We start from the raw sequence: 21,986 nt of genomic DNA, 5'->3' as shown, positions 1-21,986 counted from the left end.
TCTCAAAATGGTTTTTTGTCAGATACTTGAGAAAATCGGGCAGGCTATGAAGAAACTTGAGAACCATCTCATCGGAATCGACCAGGGCGATGTCGTCCTGTTCTCGGATTTCGAGGAGGGAGGCGAGATGTGGACGGGCGCGGGTCCACGCGAGAGGCGCAAGGCGGTCCGTTTCGGCCAGCCCTTCCGCGCCGCGCCGGCGGTCCAACTCTCGATTTCGCTGCTGGATGCAGACACCCAGGCGGCGGTCCGCGCCGAACTGACGGCTGAAAACGTCACCGCGGAGGGGTTCGAGATCGTGTTCCGAACCTGGCTCGATACCCGCATCGCGCGCATGCGCGCGGCCTGGCTGGCGATCGGCGCGCTCGAGCATGACGACAACTGGGTGATCGACTGACCGCAGAGACCGCGCCTCAGTCCGTGGTGTAGAGCGACTCATAGATCGGCGACAGCGTCTTGTCCTCGAACAGGGACGACACGCTGGTGCCGTACCAGATGTTCAGGATCGCCTGGGCAAAGATCGGCGCGGTCGGCACCACGCGGATGTTGTGGGTGGACTGCACCGCCGGGCTGGGCTGGATCGTGTCGGTCAGGACCAGGGATTTCATCACCGAGGCTGACACCCGCTCCACCGCCGGGCCGCTCATCACGCCGTGGGTGATATAGGCGTGCACCTCTTTCGCGCCGTTCTCCAGCAGCACCTCGGCGGCCTTGCACAGGGTGCCGGCGGTGTCGCACATGTCATCGACGATGATGCAGATCTTGTCGGTGACATTGCCGATCACCGTCATTTCCGCCACCTCGCCGGGCTTTTCCCGGCGCTTGTCGACGATTGCGAGCGGCGAGTTGATGCGCTTGGCGAGTTCCCGCGCGCGGGCCACGCCGCCGACATCGGGCGAGACCACCATGAGATCGTCCATCCGGTCCTTGAAATGGGTGCGAATGTCGAGCGCAAAGATCGGCGAGGCATAGAGGTTGTCCACGGGGATGTCGAAGAACCCCTGGATCTGCGCCGCGTGCAGGTCCATGGTCAGCACCCGTTCGATCCCCGACTGGGTCAGCAGGTTTGCCACCAGCTTGGCGCTGATCGGTGTGCGGGCCTTGGTGCGGCGGTCCTGCCGGGCATAGCCGAAATAGGGGATCACGGCGGTGATCCGCGACGCGCTGGACCTCCGCAGCGCATCGGACATGATCAGCAGTTCCATCAGGTTGTCATTGGCCGGGTTCGAGGTCGGCTGGATGACGAACATGTCCTCGCCGCGCACGTTTTCGAACACCTCGACAAAGATCTCGCCGTCGTTGAACCGCTCGACCCGGGCATCCACCAGCCCCAGGTTGACGCCGCGATGCATGCTCATGCGGCGGGCGATGGCTTCGGCAAGCGGAAGGTTGGCGTTCCCGGCGATAAGCTTGGGTTCGTTCAGTGTCGCCATGTGCTGATATCCCCGGGCAGCAAGGTGTCGTGTGACAGATTCGTGATGTTGACACCGCTTAACATGGCCGTACGGTCGCGCATAGATTGCGGCAGGAGAAATGCAAAGATGACACATCATATCGACTACTTCTTTTCCACCCTGTCGCCTTATGTCTATCTCGCGGGCACGCGGCTGGAGCAGATCGCTGCGCGGCAGGGCGCCACGATCACCTACAAGCCGCTTGACATCATCGGGCTGTTTCCGCGCACCGGCGGGGTTTCTCCGGCCGAACGGCACCCGGCGCGGATGGAGTACCGGGCGCAGGAACTGATGCGGCAATCGCGGAAACTGGGCCTGCCGTTCCACCTCCAGCCGGCGCATTGGCCGACCAATCCGGCGCCCTCCTCCTACGCGATCATCGCGGCGCAGAACGCCGGCGGCGGCGACATGGGCGCGCTGATTCACGCCATCACCCGCGCGGTCTGGGCCGAGGAAAAGGACATCGCCGAGGACGGGGTACTGAAGGCCTGCCTGACCGAGGCGGGTTTCGACCCCGCGCTGACCGACAGCGGGCTGCTCACCGGCGCCGAGACCTATGCCGCCAACCTCGAAGAGGGGGCCGCGCGCGGCGTCTTCGGCTCGCCCTTCTACATCGTCGGAGAGGATCAGAGGTTCTGGGGGCAGGACCGGCTGGAGGATCTGGAGGCCACCCTCGCAGGGCGCCTGTGATGGACGGGCAGGGGCTGCCGCAGCCGGTCTTTTCGCGGCAGTTCGGACAAGGCCCCCGGCAGGTTCTCGCGCTGCATTGCACGCTGGGCCATTCCGGCGCCTGGCGCGGGCTGGCGGCGCAGTTCGAGACGGAAGCTACCTTCACCGGCTTCGACATGCTCGGCCACGGGCGCAGCCCGGACTGGGACGGGCGCGGCGACCCGCAGGACCGGATCACCGAGATCGCGGAAACCTTCCTGACCGGGCGGATGGACGTGATCGGCCATTCCTTTGGCGCCACGGTGGCGCTGCGGCTGGCGGTAGCGCATCCGGAGCGGGTGCGCTCGCTCACGCTGGTCGAGCCGGTCTATTTCTGTTTCGCGGCGCAGGACGACCCGGAGGCGCTGGCCATCCATGACGAGGACGCGACAGCCTTCACCGCGCAGCTGGAGCGCGGCGACTACGAGACCGGCACGCGGCGTTTCAACGAGATGTGGGGCGGGGCTGGCCCCGGTTGGGAGCAGATGCCCGAGGATGCCCGCGCCGGCATGATCCGCAGCATGCATTTCGTGCGTGCCTGCAGCCCTCCGCTCTATGACGATCCTGCCGGTATCCTGTCGCCGGGGCGGCTTGACCGGGCGGCGATGCCGGCGCTGTTGCTGCGGGGCACCGAAAGCCACCCGGTGACGAAGGCGATCAACGATGCCATCGCCCGACGCCTGCCGGATGCCGCCAACGTCGTGATCGAAGGGGCGGGCCATATGCTGCCGATCACCCACCCGGCAGAGGTGGCGGCGCATCTGCGTGCGCTGTTCGCGCGGACGGGGGACAAGGTTGGGGGGCGTCAGACCCGGGCCAGTTCCACGAAACGGTCGATCTGATCCGCACCGATCGACCAGTCGCAGACCAGCCGACAGGCGAGCATTTCCCCGCCGTCACCGGTCTCCAGCGGACCGCCCTGCAGGTAATACATCGCGCCCTCGGCCTTGAGCCGCTGGTGCACCCGGCGGGGCAGGGCGGCAAAGATCATGTTGGCCTGCGGCAGGTTCAGGAACTCGGCCCCCGCGTCGTGCAACCCGGCGGCGAGGCGGGTGCAATTGTCATTCGCCTGCTCGGCCATCTCCAGCCACAGGCCATCCTCAAGATAGGCGTCCATCTGCGCCGAGAGATAGCGGTGCTTGGAAAACAGATGCGCGCCGCGCTTGCGGCGCAGCTCGAACTCCCAGGCGTGGGCGGGATCGAAGAACACCACCGCCTCGGCCCCCATCAGCCCGTTCTTGGTGCCGCCGAAGGAGACCGCGTCGACACCGGCCTTCCAGGTCATCTCGGCCGGGCTGCACCCCAGCGCGACGAGCGCATTGGCAAAGCGCGCGCCGTCCAGATGCACCGGGAGGCTATATTCCCTGGCGACCGAGGTGAGGGCGGCGAGTTCGTCCAGCGTATGAACCGATCCGCGCTCGGTCACCTGGGTGATCGACACCGGACCGCGCTGCGGCCCGTGCACGCCGCGGGTCTGCTCGCCCTCGATGGCGGCGCGCAGGGTTGCGGGGGTCATCTTGTCGCCGGTGCCCACCAGCGTCAGCTTGGCACCGCCGGAATAAAACTCCGGCGCGTTGCACTCGTCCTCCTGGATATGGGCGACGGGGGTGCAAAAGATCGTGTCCCAGGGATTGGCCAGCGTCGCCAGCGCCAGCGAATTGGCGGCGGTGCCGGTGGCGACCAGATAGACCGCCGCCTCGGGCGCCTCGAACAGATTGCGGATGCGGTCGCGGACGCGGTCCATCAGCGCATCGGCGCCGTAGCCCATGGCATAGCCTTCGTTGGCCCTGGTCAGCGCCTCTAGAACATTGGGGTGGACCGGGCCGGAATTGTCGGAGGCAAAGAACATCAGACGGGCTCCTCGATGATGTAGTCTTCCCAGTCGTCTTCCGGGATCTCGAATTCCGGGACGGTGCGATTGCGTACGGAAACCCCGGCGGAATGTACGCTTTCGGCGGTGCCGGAGATCAGCGGGTGCCAGTCGTAGAGCGGCTTGCCCTCCCACAACAGGCGATAGGCGCAGGTCTGCGGCATCCAGTAGGCGTGTTCGTCGATGTTCTCGGGGCGCAACACGATGCATTCGGGCACGAACTGGTGGCGGATCTCATATTGCGCGCAGCGGCAGGTCTCGTTGTCGAGCAGCCGGCAGGCGACGCAGGTCAGGTCGACCTCGCCGGTGTCCTCGTCCTCGAGCTTGTTGAGGCAGCATTTGCCGCAGCCGTCGCAAAGCGCCTCCCACTCGCGCGGGTTCAACTGGCGCAGCGGTTTGCGCTCCCAGAACCGGGAGGCGAGGCCGGAGCGGTCGATCGGATCGCTCATAGCGCCCCCAGGATGTCGCGAGCGCGGGCGCAATCGCCGTCCATCTGCGCGATCAGCGCGTCGAGGCTTTCGAATTCCATCTCGGGGCGCAGGTAGTCCACCAGCCCGACCGAGAGCGTCGCGCCGTAGAGATCGCCGGAGAAATCGAACAGGTAGGTTTCGATATTGGGCACCTCGCCGCCGAACATCGGACGTACGCCGAGCGAGGCGGCGCCGCGATAGCTGCCCCTGTGCGGCCCGTCGAGCACGTCGACCAGAACCGCGTAGACGCCGAAGGCGGGCGGGTGCAGCCCCTCGATCGACATGTTGGCGGTGGGAAAGCCCAGGTCGCGGCCGCGCTGTTCACCGCCGATGACCGCGCCCTCGATCCGGTGCCAGTGGCCCAGCATGGCGGTGGCGTCGCGCGGGCGGCCCTCGCTCAGCGCGGTGCGGATCGCGGTCGAGGAGACGGTGTTTTCCGACTTTTCCAGCAGCGGCGCGACGGTGACGCCAAAGCCCATCTCGCGCCCGAAGCGCACCAGATCCTCGGCATTGCCGGCGCGACCCTTGCCGAAACAGAAATCGGCGCCCACCACCACATGCGCCACGCCCAGCCCTTCGGCCAGCACGTTGCGGGCAAACTCCTTGGGGGTCAGCCCGGCAAGGGCGGCGTTGAAGTTCAGCTCGTAAAGCTTTTCCACCCCCAGCTTTTCCAGCCGGTGGCCGCGCGCGCCGCGGCGCATCAGGCGGAAGGGTGGGCTTTTCGGGGCGAAATATTCGCGCGGGTGCGGCTCGAAGGTGATGATCCCGAGGGGGGCATCCGGCACCGCCTTGCGCGCCAGTTCGATAACCGACCGGTGGCCGATGTGCACGCCGTCGAAATTGCCGATCGCGGCGCTGGCGCCGCGGTCCTGGGCTTCGACGAACTGGTAATCCCGTATGATCCGCATGGCCGATGCCTAGCGCCCTGCGCGACCGGGCGCAAGCGCGGTTCGGCAAGGCGGTGTCAGTCGAACTTGCGGCTGGGGGCGAGGACGGTGGCCTCGCCCGCGAGGACCTTCTTGCCATCGACCGCACAGTGGCAATCCAGCTTGACGCGGCGCTTGGCGATGTCGATGTCGACCACCTTGACCTCGGCATAGACCATGTCGCCGGGGCGCACCGGGGCGAGGAACTTCAGCGTCTGGCCCATGTAGATCGTGCCGTGCCCGGGCAGTTGCTCGCCGATCACCGCCGAGATCAGCCCGGCGGTCAGCATGCCGTGGGCGATGCGCCCCTCGAAGATGGTATCGCGGGCGTAGTCGTCGTCCAGATGCACCGGGTTGTGGTCGGTGGAGACCTGCGCGAACATCTCGATATCCTCGTCGGTCACCTGTTTGCGCAGGTGGCGCGTCATGCCCATCTCGATGTCTTCGATACAGATGGTTCCGCGGGGCAGGTTGTCCAACATGTCGTCCTCTTTTCTCATCGGCGCGGTAATAAATGATCGACCGTGGCCGTATATTTGGCAACTTTATTACTTTGCAGGCGCAGAAAAGCAAGCGGTTTTTCGGTCAGCGCAACTGTCCGATGGCATAGGTCGGGTTGGACTGTTCGGTCGCGAGAAACCGGGTCAGCGCCGCCGGTTCGGGCTGCTCCGAAGTGGCGGTTTCGCGCGCTGACAACCCGCCGGTAATGAACAGCGAATCGATATCCTCGCCCATGGCGCCGGCGATGTCGGTGTGGATGCCGTCGCCGATCGCCAGGATCGCGGCATTGCCCGCATCCCTGCCCATCTCGGCCAGCCGACGGCGGGCCAGATCGTAGATCGGCGGGTGCGGCTTGCCGAAATAGAGGCTTTCCCCCCCCATCTCGGAATAGAGCCGCGCCAGCGCCCCGGCGCACCATTCGCGGGTCTCGCCCCGGTCGACGACGATGTCGGGGTTGGCGCAGAGCAGTTTCAACCCCTTTTGTTTCGCCAGCAGGAACTCTGGCCGGTTCACTGCCGGATCCGCCATCGGGTCGAACGGGCCGCAGCAGACGATGCCCTTGGCCTCGTCCAGCGGGACGCGGGTGATGGCGACGGGGTCGTGGATCACGTGGATCGGTTCGAAGAACTCGTGGTCGCGCTCCCATTCGCCCATGAACCAGACCTTTTCGCCGACCACCCCCTCGAACATCGCCGCGCGAGCGCTGTCGCCGCTGGTGGCGATGGTGTCATAGGCATCGTCCGGCACGCCGAAGCCGCGCATCTGGGTGGCAACGCCCAGCCGGGGTTTCGGCGAATTGGTGACCAGCACCACGGTGCCGCCGTTCGCACGGTATCGCTGCAACGCCGCCACCGCCGCCGGAAAGGCGCGCACCCCGTCGTGTACGCAGCCCCAGAGATCGACGAAGAGCACCTCGTAGCGGTCGGAGACGTCGGACAGGGCGGCGATGATCTGGGTCATGGGGGGGCTTTCGCGCAATTGGATCTGGCGCAGATATGGCGGTTTTGCAGGGATGGGGAAACCCCCAAGAGGTTTGGCGCGCACGCCTGCCGGGGGAGCCCGGATATTCTGTCCTGACACTTTCCGCCCGATGTGCCCGGTCGCTGGGCATGCAGAAAGGCGAGGCGGTCAGGGCCGCGTCGACTGGAAGAACCGGTGCGTGCCTTGAGACGGGGTGCTTGCTCCGCGATTGATCGTGGGGTCTTGCGGCACAGTGGGCTGGCTCAGAAGGACGCTCAAAGGAACCTCAGGCCAGTCAAAGGCCCGGGCGCGCAGCTCTGGTCCGGCAAGGTAACCGAGTACCGCGACGGCCACCAGATTGAGGCCGATCGCCATGGTCAGTTCGGTTCTGAAAGGTTGCTTGCGGGTCTTGTGGCGGAACACCCGTTGCCCGAGCTTGAGGGCGGGCCAACCGCCGCAAACGGCAAGCAGTAAAAAGCTTCTTTCCGACACCCGCCACCCGAGGTTTTTGGCCTGCGCCTTGTCCCAGCCAAAAAGCGCAAAGGCCCAGAGATTGATGACGAGGAGGAGACCAAGAAGCATCCGGGGTGCGGCTCCGGCAAGATGAGCGGAGGTGCCCGCCGGGGCACCTCCTCCGGCAAGGCGCTCAGACCTTGAGGTTCGGGATGATCTGCTTTTTCCGGCTCATGATGCCGGGCAGGACCACGGTGTCGCCCGCGACGGTGGCGCCGAAGCTTTTCTCGGCGACGGTCTTGACCAGGTCGTTGGGCACCAGCAGCGTCGCCTCTTCCTTCAGGATGTCGATGACAAAGAGCAGAACCTGGTCGACGCCGTCTTCTGCGGCCACCGACTGCATGCTTTCGACAAGGCTGTTCTTGCGGTCCAGCACGATGGCCGGGCTGGTCGTTTCCAGCACCGAGATACGGAATTTCCTGCCCGCGATTTCGTATTCCTTGCTGTCCATGCGCAGCAGTTCGGCATCGGAGAAGGCCGAGACATCGGATTTCGCCGCGAACATCTCGGCGGCATAGGCGGGGATGGCGATGCCAAGGTCGGTGGCCAGTTTCTCGGCCACGGCCCTGTCGTGATCGGTGGTGGTGGGGCTGCGGAATTCCAGCGTGTCGGACAGGATGCAGGTCAGCGCCGCGCCCTTGGCCCAGTCGGGCATCCTGGCGGCGTCCTCGCCCATCAGGTCGATCAGGATGGTCGCGGTGCAGGCCAGCGGGCGGACGGTGATGTCGATCGGGCCCTTGGTCTCCAGGCCGCCGACCAGCTTGTGGTGGTCGATGATCGCCTGCACGTCGGCGCCGTTGATATTGGCGGGCAGTTCGGCGGGGTTGTTGGTGTCGACGATCACCACCGCGGCGTCATCGGCGACATCGGCGATGATTTCGGGCTTGGGCAGGTCCCAGCGGGTCAGCATGAAGGCCGCCTCGGTGTTCGGCTCGCCCAGCAGCTTGGCCTCGGCCGGGGTGCCCTTTACCTCGTTCAGGTACCATGCCCAGATGATCGGCGAGCCGGTCGAATCGGTGTCGGGGGATTTGTGGCCGAAGACTTGGATGGTCATGATAACGTCCTGTTCAACAAAGGTTGGATTTTGCGCGCCTTATAGGCAGGGCGGCGGGCCTTGTCACGCGGGGTTTTCGCCTGCGATCCGGCGCCGGTTGGACGCGCCGGGGTGGATCGCCTAGGTTGGCCGCGATGACCCGCGAACAGGATCTTTATCCGCCGGTAAAGGCGCTTTTGGAGCGACAGGGCTATTGCGTCAAGGGCGAGGTCGGCGCCGCCGACGTGATGGCGCGGCGCGGCGATGATCCGCCGGTGATCGTCGAGCTGAAGCTGCGGTTCTCGCTGGGGCTGTTTCACCAGGCGGTGGCGCGGCTGTCGGTGACCGACCTGGTCTATATCGCGGTGCCGCGTCCCACCGGCAAGACCGCGCGCCGGGCGCTGAAGGACAACCTCGCGCTCTGCCGAAGGCTCGGGCTGGGGCTGATCACGGTGCGCGGCGACGGCCGGGCCGAGGTACAATGCGATCCGGGCCCCTACGCGCCGCGCAAGTCGAAAAAGCGCACTGCAAAGCTGCTGCGCGAGTTCGACCGGCTGGAGGGCGATCCGAATTCGGGCGGCGCCACGCGGCACGGTATCGTCACCGCCTATCGGCAGGATGCGCTGCGCTGCGCCGCCCATCTGGCCGAGCACGGGTCGCAAAAAGGGGCGCTGGTAGCGCGCGCAACCGGGGTGGCCCATGCCACGCGGCTGATGGCGGATAACCACTACGGTTGGTTCGAACGGGTGGAAAAGGGCATCTACCGCCTGACTGCGGCCGGGTCCGAGGGGCTGGTCCATTGGGCCTATAGCTGGGACACGGATTGAGGCGGCCCGTTGAGCGGTCTGTGCGAAAAGACCTGTTGACACAGGCCGGTGCTGTGCCTAGCTATGCGCCGTTATCACTCGCCTCGGGTGAGTGATAACGGTTCCCCGGGGAGAGCGGGGAACTTCAATCAAACGAACTTTGAGCCTCAAGGAGCTGCAAAGATGGCATTCAAACCACTTCACGATCGGGTGCTGGTCCGTCGCCTCGAAGGCGATGAAAAGACCGCAGGCGGACTGATCATTCCCGACAGCGCAAAAGAAAAGCCGGCCGAAGGTATCGTTGTGTCCTGTGGCGAAGGCGCCCGCAAGGACAGCGGCGAACTGATCGCGATGGGCGTGTCGGAAGGTGACAAGATCCTGTTCGGCAAGTGGTCGGGCACCGAAGTCACCGTCGAAGGTGAAGAGATGCTGATCATGAAGGAAAGCGACATTCTCGGCATCATCGCCTGAGATTGCGCCCTTCCCTGAAACCAAGTTAGACGAGGAAAACAGCAATGGCTGCCAAGGACGTCAAATTTAGTACCAATGCCCGCGACAAGATGCTCAAGGGCGTCAACATCCTGGCCGATGCCGTCAAGGTCACGCTGGGCCCGAAAGGCCGCAACGTGGTTCTGGACAAGAGCTTCGGCTCGCCCCGCATCACCAAGGACGGTGTGTCGGTCGCCAAGGAAATCGAACTGGAAGACAAGTTCGAGAACATGGGCGCCCAGATGGTGAAGGAAGTCGCTTCCCGCACCAATGACGAGGCCGGCGACGGTACCACCACCGCCACCGTGCTGGCCCAGGCCATCGTGAAAGAGGGCATGAAGGCGGTTGCCGCCGGCATGAACCCGATGGACCTCAAGCGCGGCATCGACCTGGCCACCGACAAGGTCGTCGAGGCCATCAAGGCCGCCGCACGCCCGGTCAGCGATTCGGCAGAGGTTGCCCAGGTCGGCACCATTTCGGCCAACGGCGAAGTCGAGATCGGCCGGCAGATCGCCGACGCGATGCAGAAGGTCGGCAACGAGGGTGTCATCACCGTCGAAGAGAACAAGGGCCTGGAAACCGAGACCGACGTGGTCGAGGGCATGCAGTTCGACCGCGGCTATCTGTCGCCCTACTTCGTGACCAACCCCGACAAGATGACCACCGAGCTGGAAGACTGCATGATCCTACTGCACGAGAAGAAACTCTCGTCGCTGCAGCCGATGGTGCCGCTGCTCGAATCGGTGATCCAGTCGCAGAAGCCGCTGCTGATCATCGCCGAGGACGTGGAAGGCGAAGCACTGGCCACCCTTGTGGTGAACAAGCTGCGTGGCGGTCTGAAGATCGCGGCCGTCAAGGCACCGGGCTTCGGCGATCGCCGCAAGGCCATGCTGCAGGACATCGCCATCCTGACCGGCGGTCAGGTCATCTCCGAAGACCTGGGCATGAAGCTGGAAAGCGTCACCATGGACATGCTTGGCACCGCCAAGAAGATCCAGATCACCAAGGACGAGACCACCATCGTCGACGGTGCCGGTGAAAAGGCCGAGATCGAGGCCCGCGTGGCCCAGATCCGCAACCAGATCGAAGAGACCACCAGCGACTACGACCGTGAAAAGCTGCAGGAACGCGTGGCCAAGCTGGCCGGCGGTGTGGCTGTCATCCGCGTTGGCGGCATGACCGAAACCGAGGTGAAAGAGCGTAAGGACCGCGTCGACGACGCGCTGAACGCAACCCGCGCCGCGGTTCAGGAAGGTATCGTCGTGGGCGGCGGTGTCGCTCTGGTGCAGGGCGCCAAGATGCTGGCCGGCCTGGAAGGTGCGAACAGCGACCAGAACGCCGGTATCGCCATCGTGCGCCGCGCGCTGGAATCCCCGCTGCGCCAGATCGCCGAGAACGCAGGCGTCGACGGCGCCGTCGTTGCCGGCAAGATCCGTGAATCGGACGATCTGAAGTTCGGCTTCAACGCGCAGACCGAAGAGTATGGCGACATGTTCGCCTTCGGCGTGATCGACCCTGCCAAGGTGGTCCGCACCGCGCTGGAAGACGCTGCATCGATCGCCGGTCTGCTGATCACGACCGAGGCGATGGTTGCCGACAAACCCGCCAAGGAAGGCGCCGGCGCCGGTGGCGGCATGCCCGACATGGGCGGCATGGGCGGCATGATGTAAGCTGCCCGGTCATCCGGACAGATGGGGAAGGGGGCCTTTGGGCCCCCTTTCTTTTTGGCGCGACGGAATTTTTGCGGCGGTTTTTCGGTGGCGGTCTTTCGCGGGGTTCTTGAACCGGCGCTGGCAACTGTCATATCGCGCGGGTAGCCTGCCGATGTTTTGCTTTCCCGGGGGATTGAGATGCGATTTCTGATTTCGGTTTTCTTGTCCGTTCTGCTGACCTCTGCCGCCCTGGCCGGGGACGACGGCCGCAGCCTTGCCATCGGCGGCGATGCCTTTCGTGCCGGCCGCAGCGTGAGTGTTTCCCAGATGGGGCGGACCGATCTGTTCCTGGCCGGGGAAAAGGTGACGGCGGCGGCTGACATCGCCGGCACCGCGCATATGGCGGGCCGCTGGGTGACGCTCTCCGGCGATGCCGGTGGCAACGCCTACATGGCGGGCCAGGACGTGACGCTGAACGGCGCGGTGGCGGGCAACGCGACCCTGTTCGGTCAGGAGGTCACCGTGCAGGGGCCGGTTGCGGGCAACCTGCGCGCCTCGGGCTCCGAGCTGCGGATCGACAGCGAAATCGGCGGCTATGCCCTGCTGGCGGGGGAACGCGTGACGCTTAACAGCGTGGTCGCGGGGGACATGGCGCTGACCGCGCGCGACGTGGATTTCGGCCCCGGCGCCCGCGTCGGCGGCACCCTGACCCTCTATGAAACCACCCCAGGGCAGCTGACGGTTCCGGCCTCAGTCGCGCCGGAGGATCGAATCGAGCGGCGCAAGATCAAGGACCGGGGACCGCTGGAGTGGGGCGGCGGACCCGAGATGGTGTCCTGGCGCGGGGTGCTCGGCGGGTTCCTGTTCGGCGTCCTGCTGGTGGCCGGTGTGGCCGCCCTGATCGCGGCGCTGGCGCCCGAGATGCTGGCGGCGATGCGGCGGCGTATCCTCGACCGGCCCGGGCGCACCTTTGGCGTCGGGTTCGTGGCGCTCTCGACGCTCAGCGGTGCGGGAATCGTCGTGGCGCTGACCGGGATCGGCATCCTGCTGACCCCGGCGTTTGTCCTGCTGGCCTTGCTGGCCGGGTTCTTTGGCTATGTGGTCGGGGCCTATGCCTTTGGCGTGGCGCTGCTTTCGGCGGCGGGCCGCACCCTGCCGGACAGCATCGGTGACCGGGCGCTTGCGGCCGGTGTCGGCGCGCTGGTCGCGGGCGTGATCGGGCTGGTGCCCTTCCTCGGCTGGCTCTTCGTCCTGCTGATGCTGCTGACCGGGCTGGGGGCGCTGGCGATCCGGCTGCTGCCAGACCACATGCTCGGCGCGCCGCGCTACTGATCGGATCCTTACATGCTGCGCCTTTCCCTGCTGGTCGTGCTGACCATGGCGGCCTTTGCGGCCAACTCGCTGTTGAACCGGGCCGCCGTCGATAGCGGCGCGATCGGCCCCTCCGGTTTTGCGGCGGTGCGGGTGGCGGCGGGGGCGGCGCTGCTGGTGGTGCTGGTGCTGGCGCGGCGGCAGGCGCTGCCGCTGTGGCATCGGCGGCGCTGGGCCGGGTCGCTGTCGCTCACCGTCTACATGGTCGGGTTCTCGCTGGCCTATCTGACGCTCGACGCCGGGCTGGGGGCGCTGATCCTGTTCGGGGTGGTGCAGATCACCATGCTCGGGCTCGGGGCGATGGGCGGCGCGCAGGTGGGGCGGCGGCAGGTGGTGGGCGCGGGTGTGGCCTTTGCCGGGCTGGCCTGGATCCTCTGGCCGACGGGCGAGGCGCAGGTTTCGCTCTCGGGCGGGCTGTGGATGGCGGCGGCCGGGATCGGCTGGGGCGTCTACACCCTGAGCGGCCGGGCGGAACCGGCGGCGCTGCCCGCCACGGCGGCGAATTTCTGCCTCGCGCTGCCGCTGACCGCGCTGCCGCTGCTTTGGGCGGTGGGCGAGGGGCAGGCCACCGGGACCGGGCTGGCGCTGGCGGCGCTGGCCGGGGCGGTGACCTCGGGCCTGGGTTATGCCCTGTGGTACAGCCTGGTGCCCCGGCTCGGGGCGGCGACGGCAGCGACCCTGCAACTCAGCGTGCCGGTGATCGCACTGGCCGCCGGTGCGGCGCTTTTGGCCGAGGCGCCGGGGCTGCGGCTGATCCTGGGCGCGGGGGTGGTGCTGGGCGGGATCGCGCTGGCGCTGCCGCGCCCGGCGCGCGGCTGAGCCGCTTGCCGCTTTTCACCCGCCGTCAAACCGCCTATCCCGCCTGCATGCGATACTTGGCTCTCCTTCTCCTGCTCTGGCCTGCCGCGGCGATGGCCGATTGCGTCGTTCTGCTGCACGGGCTGGCGCGGACCGAGTCCTCCTTCTTGGTGATGGACGAGGTGCTCAGCGGGCGCGGCTACAAAGTGGTGCGGCCCGGTTACCCCTCGACCGACCTGCCGATCCCGACGCTGGCGGATCAGACCCTTCCGCCGACGATCGAGGCGTGCGGCAAGGAAACGGTGCATTTCGTGACCCATTCGATGGGCGGAATCCTGCTGCGCTACTGGCTCAGGGATCACCGGCCCGAGAATCTGGGTCGCGTGGTGATGCTGGGGCCGCCGAACCAGGGTGCGCAACTGGTGGACGCGCTGGACGACTGGGAGGTGTTCGGCCTGCTCAACGGTCCGGCGGGCAAGCAGCTTGGCACCGGGCCGGGCAGCGTGCCGCGCGCCCTGCCGCCGGTGGATTTCCCGCTCGGCGTGATCGCGGGCACCGAAACGCTCAATCCGATCTTCAGCGGGATGATCGACGGGCCGGACGACGGCAAGGTCGCGGTCCGCGAAACCCTTGTGGCGGGCATGGCGGCGCATCTTGTCCTGCCGGTGACCCATACCTTCATGATGAACAACCCGCGCGTGATCGCCCAGGCGGTGCATTTCATCGAAACCGGGCGGTTCGATCCCGGGATCACCTGGCTTGAGGCGCTGCTGGCGGAAATCGACGAGATCTGCCTGACCGGCGATTGCCCGCCCGAACCGGTCTCGGAGCCGACCCGATGACGGGGCTGGCGCTGGATCTGACCGGGGCAAAGGTGCTGCGGCCCGGCGCGGGGCTGGTGTGCGATGCGCTGTCTTTCGCCGGCGGAAAGATCGTTGCGGATCGCGCGGGTCGCGTGGTCGATCTGAGCGGCTGCCTGGTGCTGCCCGGCATCGTCGATCTGCACGGCGACGGGTTCGAGCGCCACGTCGCCCCCCGGCGCGGCGCGATGACCGACCTGGAGGAGGGGATCGCGGCGGCGGCGGCGGAACTGGCCAGCCATGGCATCACCACCGCCGTTCTGGCCCAGTTCCACAGCTGGGAGGGCGGGCTGCGCGGGCCGGAGTTCGCCGCCCGGGTGATGCCCGCCATCGCCGCCGCGCGGGCGCGCGTGGTGCCCGACCTGATCCCGCAGTTGCGGTTCGAGACCCATCTGCTCGACGCCTATGACGACCTGCCCGACTGGCTGACCGCGTGGCAGGTGCCCTACCTGGTGTTCAACGATCACCTGCCGCATGACCGGCTGGCCGAGGGGCGCAGGCCGAAACAGCTGACCGGGCAGGCGCTGAAGGCAGGGCGCAACCCGGACCGGCATTTTGAATACCTGCTGGAGTTGCACGCGCGCGGCGGCGAGGTTCCGGCGGCCCTCGATGCGCTCTGCGCCCGGCTGGCAGCGCAGGGGGTGCGCATGGGCAGCCACGACGACCACAACGCCGGGGAGCGCGCCGATTGGCGCGGGCGCGGCGTGCGGATCGCCGAGTTCCCCGAGACGCAGGAGGCCGCCGAAAGTGCCCGTGTCGGCGGTGACGCCATCGTCATGGGGGCGCCCAACCTGATGCGCGGCGGCTCGCACAAGGGCAACGTCAGCGCGCTGGACGTGGTGGCGATGGGGATGTGCGATGCGCTGGCCTCGGACTATCACTATCCCAGCCCGCGCCGCGCCGCGCTGCGGCTGGCCGAAACCGGGGTGCTGCCCTTCGAGGCGGCCTGGGACCTGGTCTCCTGCGGTCCCGCGCGGGTGCTGGGGATGGGCGATCGCGGCACGCTGGAGGTCGGGAAACGGGCCGATTTCGTGGTGCTGGAAGAAATGACGGGGCGTGTCGCCGCCGTTTTTGCCGCCGGGCGGGTGGCCTCAATGGCCGGCGAGATGGCGGAACGGTTCCTGTCCTGACCCGGCGCCGCGCGGGGTCAGGGGCGTCAGCGCGGCGGCCGAATCACCCGGTTGACATGGCCCATCTTGCGGCCCGGCTTGACCTCGGCCTTGCCATAAAGGTGGATCGCGGTGTCGCTGTCGCGGGCCAGATCCGGCACCCGGTCCATGTCGTCGCCGATCAGGTTCTCCATCATCACATCCGCGTGGCGCTGCCCGTCGCCCAGCGGCCAGCCCGCGACGGCGCGGATGTGCTGTTCGAACTGGTCCACGGTGCAGCCGGTCTGGGTCCAATGGCCAGAGTTATGGACGCGCGGCGCGATCTCGTTGACCAGCAGACCGGAGGGCGTGACGAAAAGCTCCACCCCCATTACGCCGGTGTAATCCAGCGCGTTGAGGATATTGGCCGCCAGCAGCACCGCGTCGCTGCGCTGCATCGGGCTCAGCCGGGCGGGCACGGTGGTGGTCCGCAGGATGCCGCCCTCGTGCAGGTTCTCGCCGGGGTCGAAACAGGCGACCGATCCGTCGACCCCGCGCGCGGCGATGACCGAGACCTCGTGGCTGAATGCGACGAACCCCTCCAGGATCGCGGGGGCACCGGCCATGTCGGCCAGCGCCTGCGCGGCATCGTCGGGGGCCATGATCCGCGCCTGCCCCTTGCCGTCATAGCCGAAGCGGCGGGTCTTGAGGATCGCGGGCGTGCCGATCTCTTCCAGTGCCTCGGCCAGATCCTCGGCATCGTCGACGGCGGCGAAGGGGGCGGTTTTCAGCCCCAGGTCCGAGAGGAACGCCTTTTCCACCAGCCGGTCCTGGCTGATCTTCAGCGCCTTGCGGCCGGGGCGGATCGGGCGCAGCGGCTCCAGCAGGTCGAGCGCGGAGGTGGGGATGTTTTCAAACTCGTAGGTGATCACATCGACGGTTTCGGCAAAGGCGCGCAGCGCCGCCTCGTCGTCGTAACCGGCGGTGGTTACCCGCGCGGCGACCTGGCCCGCAGGCGGGTTGACGCCCGGCTCGTAGATATGGGTGGCAAAGCCGAGCCTGCTGGCCGCGACCGAGAGCATGCGGCCAAGCTGGCCGCCGCCGAGGATGCCGATCACGGCGCCGGGGGCGAGCGGTTCAGTCATCCTGTGGCACCTCGGGGATCGAGGCGGACAGGGCGGCGCGCCAATCGTCCAGCCGCCGGGCCAGCGCGGGGTCCTGCAACGCAAGGATGCCGGCGGCCATCAGCCCGGCGTTGGCGGCGCCTGCGGCGCCGATCGCCATGGTCGCGACCGGAAATCCCTTTGGCATCTGCACGATGGAATAAAGCGAATCGACCCCCGACAGCGCCCGGGTCTGTACCGGCACGCCGATCACCGGCACGCGGGTCTTGGAGGCCATCATGCCGGGCAGGTGTGCAGCGCCCCCGGCGCCGGCGATGATAACCTGCAGCCCGCGCTCCACGGCGGTCTTGCCATAGTCCCACAGCCGGTCGGGCGTGCGGTGCGCCGACACGATCCGCGCCTCATGGGCAACCTGGAGGATGTCGAGGATGTCGGCGGCCTCTTTCATGGTGGGCCAGTCCGACTGGCTGCCCATGATGATGCCCACGGAAGGTCTGGCCATGTATCGCGCCCCTTGCTGTACCCGCTGCTGCGAAAGAGCGCGCACTATAGCCAAATCGCGGTGTCAGGCAATGCGGTGGAGCGCCGACCCGGGCCCGACCCGGGCCCGACCCGGACCCGGTCAGGCGATGATGTCCGGCAACAGCCGGTCTTCGATCAGGGAAATCATGTCCTTGAGCCGAAGTTTCTTCTTTTTCAGACGCTTGATGGTCAGCGCGTCGCCAGTTCCGCGCTCGACCAACGCGGTGATCGCCTCGTCCAGATCGCGGTGCTGGCGGCGGAACACCTCCAGTTCCACGCGCAGCACCTCGTCGGTTTTCATCGAGATGTCGGTCTGGGCGTTCATGGGGCGACTCGCGGCTCCGGTTGATGGCTGGCGTTCAGGATACGACGAAGCTGGCGGTTCGCCTAGCCCTTGTTAATTCACGGCATTCTGCCCATATTTGGCTGGTGCGGTCGCCTGATGGGGCCGTGCAAGCCGTCGCTTTGATTGAAAAGGACGAATGACGTGTCGAAACTTACCCTGGGGTCCTACCCGCACATGCTGGGATTCGAGCAGCTGGAACGCCTGCTGGAACGCTCGGCCAAATCGGGCAACGAGGGTTACCCCCCCTACAACATCGAACAAACGTCGGATTTCTCCTATCGCATCACCCTGGCCGTGGCCGGGTTCGCCGAGGAGGATCTTTCGATCACGGTCGAGGATCGCCAGTTGGTGATCCGCGGCCGTCAGGGCGACGATGGCGCCGGGCGGGTGTTCCTGCATCGCGGGATCGCCGGGCGGCAATTCCAGCGCATGTTCGTGCTGGCCGATGGCGTCGAAGTGGGCGAGGCGATCATGGAGAACGGTCTGCTGCATGTGGACCTGACCCGCGCCGCGCCCGAAAGCGTCGTGCAGACGATCAACATCAGAAAGGGGTAACGGATATGAACACGCCTTTTGATTTCAACCAGGACGGCCGCAGAATCGTTTACGTCAAGGCGGTCGATGTCGCCGATCTCCCGGACGAGGTGCGCGCCGGTGCAGGCGGGCGCGAGCAGCTTTACGCGGTGCATGATTCGGAAGGCCAGCAGATCGCGCTGGTGGCCGACCGCCGCCTCGCCTTCGCGCTGGCGCGGCAGAACGATCTCGCGCCCGTCGCGGTGCATTGAGCCGCTATCCCTTCGACTGGGTCGATGCCTTCACCGACCGCCCCTTTGGTGGCAACGGTTGCGTGGTGGTACATGGCGCTGATGATCTGAACGTCGCGGACCGGCTGGCGCTGGTCCGCGAAACCTCGCTCTCCGAATGCGCTTTCGTGGTGGGCTCGGAGGTGGCCGATTTCGGGGCGCGGTATTACCTGGCCGACAAGGAAATCCTGATGGCGGGCCACCCGACGGTGGCGACGGTGGTGTCGCTGATCGACCGGGGGCTGGTGCCGCTGACCGACGGGCGGGCGGAATTCACGCTCGAGGTCAGGTCCGGTGTCTTGCCGATCGCGGTCGATCATCGCGCCGGCCGGACGATGGTCGTGATGACCCAGCCCGCCCCGCGATTCGGCCGCCGTGTGGATCCCGCCGCGATCGCCGCGATGGTATCGCTGGAGCCCGGGGATATCCTCGGCACGCCGCAGGTGGTCTCGACCGGCACGCCGTTCTGCATCACGCTGGTCAGGGACAAACCGGCGCTGCGGCGGGCGCGGCTTGACGCCGCGCTGTTTCACGCGATGAACCCGCAGGGCAGCGCGCGCGACGACATGGTCGAGCCTTTCTTGGTTACGCTCGGGGGCGAGACCTCCGCGGGCGATACCTTCTCGCGCCTGCTGTTGCCACCGCCGATGCCGCCGGAAGACCCGTTCACCGGCTCGGCCACCGGCTGCATGGCCGGGTATCTGTGGCATCACAGGCTGATCGGGGAACCGCGATTCGTCGCCGAACAGGGCCACTGGATGGGGCGCCCCGGCCGGGCCGAGGTCGAGGTGCTGGGACCGCACGAAGCGCCGACCGGCGTGCGCGTCGGCGGCCGGGGCTATGTGCTGATGCGCGGCGAGCTTGATCTTCCCGCCGCTTAAGGGCAGGGGCGGGGCGCGAGACGACAGGAAAGAGCCGAAATGACCGACCCCGCAATCGCCATCCTGCCCTACGGCAACCGCCTGGGTCCGGCCTTGGCTTCCCGGCCGCTGGCCGCGCTGACCTGGCCGCTGGGATGCCCGGACCGTCTGCAGGGCAAATCGGTCGGCGATCTCGAGGTGACCGACCATCTGCTGGTCTATCCCCGCACCGACATGCATGTCCGCCGCCGCAGGGGCACACGGGCGCGGATCTCGTTGATCATGGGAGAGCCGGCGGTGATCCACGGCCGCCATCTCAAGCTGTTGCGGCTGACCTGGCGGCGATTCTTTCGCATCCTCTCCTTCAACCAGGCGCTGCTGGACGCCGTGCCCAATGCCCTGCTGTTCCCGCTGGGCGGGACCTGGGTGCCGGACTGGCGTGGGCTGGCGCTGGAAAAGACCGCGATGTGTTCGCTGATCGCCTCGGAAAAGCGCGATACCGAGGGTCACAAGCTGCGCCATGCCGTCGCCGATTGGGCGCGGGAAACCGGGCGGGACATGGCGGTGATGGGGCGCGGGTACACTCCGTTTGATCGCAAGTCCGACGGTCTGGCGCCCTATCGCTATTCGGTGGTGATCGAGAACGTGCGCGAGACCAACTATTTTTCGGAAAAGCTGGTGGATGCGGTGCTGTGCAGCACCGTGCCGATCTACTGGGGCTGCCCCAACCTCGACCGCTTCATCGACCCCGCGGGGATCATCCAGTGCACGAGCGAGGCGGATATCCGCCGCGCGGTCGATGCCGCCTCGGTCCCCGATTTCGAGGCCCGCCTGCCGGATCTGCGCCGTCTTCAGGGCGCGTTGGAGCCCTATGCCGAGATCGAGCGCCGCGCCGCCGAGGCGGTGCTGAACAGCCTGTGACCCGATGCTTGTACGGCCCGGGCAGACTCACCCGGTGCCGCCAACAAAAACGGCCCGGACATTGCGCCCGGGCCGTTCGATTGTCGGCTCTGCCGTGGCGGATCAGGTGAGGCCGATCAGCCCCATCTGCTCCAGCTTCAGCAGCACCTGGTGGGCGCAGTTGTCGACATCGACATTCTCGGTTTCGACGCGGATCTCGGGGTTCTCGGGCACGTCATAGGGGTCGGAGATGCCGGTGAATTCCTTGATCTTGCCCTCGCGCGCCAGCTTGTAGAGGCCCTTGCGGTCACGGCGCTCGCATTCCTCGATCGTGGTCGCCACATGCACCTCGACAAAGGCGCCGTAGGCCTCGACATCCTCGCGCACGGCGCGGCGGGTGGTGGCATAAGGCGCGATCGGGGCGCAGATGGCGATGCCGCCGTTCTTGGTGATCTCGCTGGCGACATAACCGATGCGGCGGATGTTGAGGTCGCGGTGCTCTTTCGAGAAGCCCAACTCGGAACTGAGGTTCTTGCGCACGATGTCGCCATCCAGAAGCGTCACCGGACGACCGCCCATCTCCATCAGCTTGACCATGAGCGCGTTGGCGATGGTCGATTTGCCGGAGCCGGAGAAGCCGGTGAAGAACACGGTGAAACCCTGCTGGCTGCGCGGCGGCTTGGTGCGGCGCAGCTCCTTGACCACCTCGGGGAAGGAGAACCACTCGGGGATTTCCAGCCCCTCGGCCAGACGGCGGCGCAGCTCGGTGCCCGAGATGTTCAGGATGGTGACGTTGTCGCGATCCGCGATCTCGTCGTTAGGCTCATACTGTGCGCGCTCCTGCACATAGACCATGTGCTTGAAATCGACCATCTCGATGCCGATCTCGTCCTGGTGCTTGCGGAACAACTCCTGCGCGTCGTAGGGGCCGTAGAAATCCTCACCGGCCGAGTTCTTGCCGGGGCCGGCGTGGTCGCGACCGACGATCAGATGGGTGCAGCCGTGGTTCTTGCGGATCAGCCCGTGCCAGACCGCCTCGCGCGGGCCGGCCATGCGCATGGCCAGGTTCAGCAGGCTCATGGTGGTGGTCGCCGCCGGGTACTTGTCCAGCACCGCCTCGTAGCAGCGCACGCGGGTGAAGTGATCTACGTCGCCCGGCTTGGTCATGCCGACCACCGGGTGGATCAGCAGGTTGGCCTGGGCCTCTTTCGCGGCGCGGAAGGTCAGCTCCTGGTGCGCGCGGTGCAGCGGGTTGCGGGTCTGGAAGGCGACGATGCGGCGCCAGCCCAGCTTGCGGAAATAGGCGCGCAGCTCGTTCGGGGTGTCGCGACGGGCGCGGAAATCATAGTGGACCGGTTGCTGGATGCCGGTGATCGGACCGCCGAGGTAGATCTTGCCGGCGCTGTTGTGCAGGTAGTTCACGGCCGGGTGCGCGCTGTCGTCGGCGCCGAACACCTTCTCGGCCTCCAGTGACTTGTTCGGCTCCCAACGGTCGGTCACGGTCATGGTGGCCAGGATCACGCCTTCCTGGTCGCGCAGGGCGATGTCCTCGCCAAGCTCCAGCGTTTCGGCAAAGCTTTCCGAAACGTCGAGGTTGATCGGCATCGGCCAGAGCTGGCCGTTTGCCAAGCGCATGTTTTCGACAACGCCGTTGTAATCGGCTTCGCTCAGGAACCCTTTGAGCGGGTTGAACCCGCCGTTCATCAGCAGTTCCAGATCGCAGATCTGACGCGGTGTCAGGTCCAGGCTTTTCAGGTCGCCGGCCTCGACTTTCAGCTTCTGGGCGGATTCATAGGAAACGTACAGCTCCGGGATCGGAGTCAGGTTGCTAAGCATTGTCATTTCAAATCTCTCGGTTTCGGATCTTTGCACGGGTCCGTCGGACCGGTCGCGCGCGGGATAGACCCGCAACAGGTGGAATGTCCAGTTGCG

26 protein-coding genes are annotated in these 21,986 nt (G+C 66.6%); 14 read left to right on the top strand and 12 right to left on the bottom strand.

Annotated features, from left to right (window positions below):
* The first annotated feature begins 46 nt into the window (after positions 1–46).
* On the top strand, positions 47–397 hold the full coding sequence (locus P1U75_RS13030) for an H-type lectin domain-containing protein (RefSeq protein ID WP_300244071.1): 351 nt from the start codon (positions 47–49) through the stop codon (positions 395–397).
* A 16-nt stretch (positions 398–413) separates the two neighbouring features.
* On the opposite strand, the gene P1U75_RS13025 is transcribed toward P1U75_RS13030, so the two are convergent.
* Positions 414–1,433 carry a ribose-phosphate pyrophosphokinase gene (locus P1U75_RS13025; RefSeq protein WP_300244069.1) on the bottom strand — a complete coding sequence of 340 codons (1,020 nt, stop codon included), beginning with the start codon at positions 1,431–1,433 and terminating at the stop codon, positions 414–416.
* 108 nt (positions 1,434–1,541) lie between these two features.
* Here P1U75_RS13025 and P1U75_RS13020 point away from each other — a divergent pair, with 108 nt between their 5' ends.
* Complete coding sequence (locus P1U75_RS13020) at positions 1,542–2,144, top strand: 2-hydroxychromene-2-carboxylate isomerase (protein WP_300244066.1); 603 nt, start codon at positions 1,542–1,544, stop codon at positions 2,142–2,144.
* Complete coding sequence (locus P1U75_RS13015) at positions 2,144–3,004, top strand: alpha/beta hydrolase (protein ID WP_300244064.1); 861 nt, start codon at positions 2,144–2,146, stop codon at positions 3,002–3,004. The genes P1U75_RS13020 and P1U75_RS13015 overlap by 1 nt, the downstream gene beginning before the upstream one ends.
* On the opposite strand, the gene P1U75_RS13010 is transcribed toward P1U75_RS13015, so the two are convergent.
* The 7 genes from P1U75_RS13010 to P1U75_RS12980 form a co-directional block, all read right to left on the bottom strand.
* On the bottom strand, positions 2,968–4,011 hold the full coding sequence (locus P1U75_RS13010; protein WP_300244062.1) for a beta-eliminating lyase-related protein: 1,044 nt from the start codon (positions 4,009–4,011) through the stop codon (positions 2,968–2,970). The two genes, P1U75_RS13015 and P1U75_RS13010, sit on opposite strands and share 37 nt — an antisense overlap.
* On the bottom strand, positions 4,011–4,481 hold the full coding sequence (locus P1U75_RS13005) for a YcgN family cysteine cluster protein (RefSeq protein WP_300244058.1): 471 nt from the start codon (positions 4,479–4,481) through the stop codon (positions 4,011–4,013). Before P1U75_RS13005 ends, P1U75_RS13010 begins: the two co-directional genes overlap by 1 nt.
* A complete protein-coding gene (locus P1U75_RS13000; protein WP_300244056.1) occupies positions 4,478–5,410 on the bottom strand; it encodes a bifunctional riboflavin kinase/FAD synthetase in 933 nt (310 codons plus the stop codon). The genes P1U75_RS13005 and P1U75_RS13000 overlap by 4 nt, the downstream gene beginning before the upstream one ends.
* Positions 5,411–5,466: 56 nt before the next feature.
* Positions 5,467–5,910 carry a MaoC family dehydratase gene (locus P1U75_RS12995; protein WP_300244054.1) on the bottom strand — a complete coding sequence of 148 codons (444 nt, stop codon included), beginning with the start codon at positions 5,908–5,910 and terminating at the stop codon, positions 5,467–5,469.
* Between the two features lie 103 nt (positions 5,911–6,013).
* Entirely contained in the window at positions 6,014–6,889 is an 876-nt protein-coding gene (locus tag P1U75_RS12990; RefSeq protein WP_300244052.1) for an HAD family hydrolase, read from the bottom strand.
* A 168-nt stretch (positions 6,890–7,057) separates the two neighbouring features.
* On the bottom strand, positions 7,058–7,471 hold the full coding sequence (locus P1U75_RS12985; protein WP_300244049.1) for a DUF1294 domain-containing protein: 414 nt from the start codon (positions 7,469–7,471) through the stop codon (positions 7,058–7,060).
* A gap of 64 nt (positions 7,472–7,535) precedes the next feature.
* A complete protein-coding gene (locus P1U75_RS12980) occupies positions 7,536–8,456 on the bottom strand; it encodes a manganese-dependent inorganic pyrophosphatase (RefSeq protein ID WP_300244046.1) in 921 nt (306 codons plus the stop codon).
* Between the two features lie 134 nt (positions 8,457–8,590).
* Between P1U75_RS12980 and P1U75_RS12975 the strand changes: the two genes are divergently transcribed.
* The 7 genes from P1U75_RS12975 (at position 8,591) to P1U75_RS12945 (ending at position 15,541) form a co-directional block, all read left to right on the top strand.
* Positions 8,591–9,262 carry a DUF2161 family putative PD-(D/E)XK-type phosphodiesterase gene (locus P1U75_RS12975; RefSeq protein ID WP_300244044.1) on the top strand — a complete coding sequence of 224 codons (672 nt, stop codon included), beginning with the start codon at positions 8,591–8,593 and terminating at the stop codon, positions 9,260–9,262.
* Between the two features lie 162 nt (positions 9,263–9,424).
* The gene (locus tag P1U75_RS12970; protein WP_300244042.1) at positions 9,425–9,712 is read left to right on the top strand and encodes a co-chaperone GroES; all 288 of its coding nucleotides are present in this window, start codon (positions 9,425–9,427) and stop codon (positions 9,710–9,712) included.
* Positions 9,713–9,756: 44 nt separating this feature from the next.
* Entirely contained in the window at positions 9,757–11,400 is a 1,644-nt protein-coding gene (groL, locus tag P1U75_RS12965; RefSeq protein WP_300244040.1) for a chaperonin GroEL, read from the top strand.
* Between the two features lie 180 nt (positions 11,401–11,580).
* Positions 11,581–12,714 carry a hypothetical protein gene (locus tag P1U75_RS12960; protein ID WP_300244038.1) on the top strand — a complete coding sequence of 378 codons (1,134 nt, stop codon included), beginning with the start codon at positions 11,581–11,583 and terminating at the stop codon, positions 12,712–12,714.
* 12 nt (positions 12,715–12,726) lie between these two features.
* Entirely contained in the window at positions 12,727–13,572 is an 846-nt protein-coding gene (locus P1U75_RS12955; protein ID WP_366915041.1) for a DMT family transporter, read from the top strand.
* Positions 13,573–13,619: 47 nt separating this feature from the next.
* Entirely contained in the window at positions 13,620–14,393 is a 774-nt protein-coding gene (locus tag P1U75_RS12950; RefSeq protein WP_300244036.1) for an alpha/beta fold hydrolase, read from the top strand.
* Positions 14,390–15,541 (top strand): alpha-D-ribose 1-methylphosphonate 5-triphosphate diphosphatase, encoded by a 1,152-nt coding sequence (locus tag P1U75_RS12945; protein ID WP_300244033.1) that lies wholly within the window; start codon positions 14,390–14,392, stop codon positions 15,539–15,541. The genes P1U75_RS12950 and P1U75_RS12945 overlap by 4 nt, the downstream gene beginning before the upstream one ends.
* 26 nt (positions 15,542–15,567) lie before the next feature.
* Here the strand turns inward: P1U75_RS12945 and P1U75_RS12940 are convergent, their stop codons facing one another.
* From P1U75_RS12940 to P1U75_RS12930, 3 genes are all read right to left on the bottom strand, one after another.
* On the bottom strand, positions 15,568–16,644 hold the full coding sequence (locus P1U75_RS12940) for a 5-(carboxyamino)imidazole ribonucleotide synthase (protein ID WP_300244031.1): 1,077 nt from the start codon (positions 16,642–16,644) through the stop codon (positions 15,568–15,570).
* Positions 16,637–17,125 carry a 5-(carboxyamino)imidazole ribonucleotide mutase gene (gene purE / locus P1U75_RS12935; protein WP_300244029.1) on the bottom strand — a complete coding sequence of 163 codons (489 nt, stop codon included), beginning with the start codon at positions 17,123–17,125 and terminating at the stop codon, positions 16,637–16,639. The genes P1U75_RS12940 and purE overlap by 8 nt, the downstream gene beginning before the upstream one ends.
* Before the next feature lie 120 nt (positions 17,126–17,245).
* Positions 17,246–17,470, bottom strand: coding sequence for a DUF465 domain-containing protein (locus P1U75_RS12930; RefSeq protein ID WP_300244026.1), 225 nt, complete (start codon positions 17,468–17,470; stop codon positions 17,246–17,248).
* Positions 17,471–17,632: 162 nt separating this feature from the next.
* On the opposite strand from P1U75_RS12930, the gene P1U75_RS12925 reads away from it, so the two are divergent.
* Genes P1U75_RS12925 through P1U75_RS12910 form a run of 4 tightly spaced genes read left to right on the top strand, consistent with a single transcriptional unit; the run spans position 17,633 to position 20,075 of the window.
* Complete coding sequence (locus tag P1U75_RS12925; protein ID WP_300244023.1) at positions 17,633–18,046, top strand: Hsp20 family protein; 414 nt, start codon at positions 17,633–17,635, stop codon at positions 18,044–18,046.
* A 5-nt stretch (positions 18,047–18,051) separates the two neighbouring features.
* Positions 18,052–18,276, top strand: a complete 225-nt coding sequence (locus P1U75_RS12920; protein ID WP_300244020.1) for a DUF1150 family protein — start codon at positions 18,052–18,054, stop codon at positions 18,274–18,276.
* Positions 18,273–19,175, top strand: coding sequence for a PhzF family phenazine biosynthesis protein (locus P1U75_RS12915; RefSeq protein WP_300244018.1), 903 nt, complete (start codon positions 18,273–18,275; stop codon positions 19,173–19,175). The genes P1U75_RS12920 and P1U75_RS12915 overlap by 4 nt, the downstream gene beginning before the upstream one ends.
* 39 nt (positions 19,176–19,214) lie before the next feature.
* Positions 19,215–20,075 carry a hypothetical protein gene (locus tag P1U75_RS12910; protein ID WP_300244016.1) on the top strand — a complete coding sequence of 287 codons (861 nt, stop codon included), beginning with the start codon at positions 19,215–19,217 and terminating at the stop codon, positions 20,073–20,075.
* Between the two features lie 102 nt (positions 20,076–20,177).
* Here the strand turns inward: P1U75_RS12910 and P1U75_RS12905 are convergent, their stop codons facing one another.
* Complete coding sequence (locus P1U75_RS12905) at positions 20,178–21,896, bottom strand: bifunctional sulfate adenylyltransferase/adenylylsulfate kinase (protein WP_300244014.1); 1,719 nt, start codon at positions 21,894–21,896, stop codon at positions 20,178–20,180.
* Positions 21,897–21,986: the final 90 nt, after the last annotated feature.

The organism is Antarcticimicrobium sp., assembly GCF_029212575.1.
Taxonomy (GTDB): Bacteria; Pseudomonadota; Alphaproteobacteria; order Rhodobacterales; family Rhodobacteraceae; genus Antarcticimicrobium.
Note: the sequence above shows the minus strand (reverse complement) of the source record. Positions and strands in the feature narration are given on the sequence as shown.

Excerpts from the sequence above, each read along its gene's own strand:
- P1U75_RS13030 (WP_300244071.1), top strand. The coding sequence starts at position 47 with ATGAAGAAACTTGAGAACCATCTCATCGGAATCGACCAGGGCGATGTC.
- P1U75_RS13025 (WP_300244069.1), bottom strand. The coding sequence starts at position 1,433 with ATGGCGACACTGAACGAACCCAAGCTTATCGCCGGGAACGCCAACCTT.
- P1U75_RS13020 (WP_300244066.1), top strand. The coding sequence starts at position 1,542 with ATGACACATCATATCGACTACTTCTTTTCCACCCTGTCGCCTTATGTC.
- P1U75_RS13015 (WP_300244064.1), top strand. The coding sequence starts at position 2,144 with ATGGACGGGCAGGGGCTGCCGCAGCCGGTCTTTTCGCGGCAGTTCGGA.
- P1U75_RS13010 (WP_300244062.1), bottom strand. The coding sequence starts at position 4,011 with ATGTTCTTTGCCTCCGACAATTCCGGCCCGGTCCACCCCAATGTTCTA.
- P1U75_RS13005 (WP_300244058.1), bottom strand. The coding sequence starts at position 4,481 with ATGAGCGATCCGATCGACCGCTCCGGCCTCGCCTCCCGGTTCTGGGAG.
- P1U75_RS13000 (WP_300244056.1), bottom strand. The coding sequence starts at position 5,410 with ATGCGGATCATACGGGATTACCAGTTCGTCGAAGCCCAGGACCGCGGC.
- P1U75_RS12995 (WP_300244054.1), bottom strand. The coding sequence starts at position 5,910 with ATGTTGGACAACCTGCCCCGCGGAACCATCTGTATCGAAGACATCGAG.
- P1U75_RS12990 (WP_300244052.1), bottom strand. The coding sequence starts at position 6,889 with ATGACCCAGATCATCGCCGCCCTGTCCGACGTCTCCGACCGCTACGAG.
- P1U75_RS12985 (WP_300244049.1), bottom strand. The coding sequence starts at position 7,471 with ATGCTTCTTGGTCTCCTCCTCGTCATCAATCTCTGGGCCTTTGCGCTT.
- P1U75_RS12980 (WP_300244046.1), bottom strand. The coding sequence starts at position 8,456 with ATGACCATCCAAGTCTTCGGCCACAAATCCCCCGACACCGATTCGACC.
- P1U75_RS12975 (WP_300244044.1), top strand. The coding sequence starts at position 8,591 with ATGACCCGCGAACAGGATCTTTATCCGCCGGTAAAGGCGCTTTTGGAG.
- P1U75_RS12970 (WP_300244042.1), top strand. The coding sequence starts at position 9,425 with ATGGCATTCAAACCACTTCACGATCGGGTGCTGGTCCGTCGCCTCGAA.
- groL (WP_300244040.1), top strand. The coding sequence starts at position 9,757 with ATGGCTGCCAAGGACGTCAAATTTAGTACCAATGCCCGCGACAAGATG.
- P1U75_RS12960 (WP_300244038.1), top strand. The coding sequence starts at position 11,581 with ATGCGATTTCTGATTTCGGTTTTCTTGTCCGTTCTGCTGACCTCTGCC.
- P1U75_RS12955 (WP_366915041.1), top strand. The coding sequence starts at position 12,727 with ATGCTGCGCCTTTCCCTGCTGGTCGTGCTGACCATGGCGGCCTTTGCG.
- P1U75_RS12950 (WP_300244036.1), top strand. The coding sequence starts at position 13,620 with ATGCGATACTTGGCTCTCCTTCTCCTGCTCTGGCCTGCCGCGGCGATG.
- P1U75_RS12945 (WP_300244033.1), top strand. The coding sequence starts at position 14,390 with ATGACGGGGCTGGCGCTGGATCTGACCGGGGCAAAGGTGCTGCGGCCC.
- P1U75_RS12940 (WP_300244031.1), bottom strand. The coding sequence starts at position 16,644 with ATGACTGAACCGCTCGCCCCCGGCGCCGTGATCGGCATCCTCGGCGGC.
- purE (WP_300244029.1), bottom strand. The coding sequence starts at position 17,125 with ATGGCCAGACCTTCCGTGGGCATCATCATGGGCAGCCAGTCGGACTGG.
- P1U75_RS12930 (WP_300244026.1), bottom strand. The coding sequence starts at position 17,470 with ATGAACGCCCAGACCGACATCTCGATGAAAACCGACGAGGTGCTGCGC.
- P1U75_RS12920 (WP_300244020.1), top strand. The coding sequence starts at position 18,052 with ATGAACACGCCTTTTGATTTCAACCAGGACGGCCGCAGAATCGTTTAC.
- P1U75_RS12910 (WP_300244016.1), top strand. The coding sequence starts at position 19,215 with ATGACCGACCCCGCAATCGCCATCCTGCCCTACGGCAACCGCCTGGGT.
- P1U75_RS12905 (WP_300244014.1), bottom strand. The coding sequence starts at position 21,896 with ATGACAATGCTTAGCAACCTGACTCCGATCCCGGAGCTGTACGTTTCC.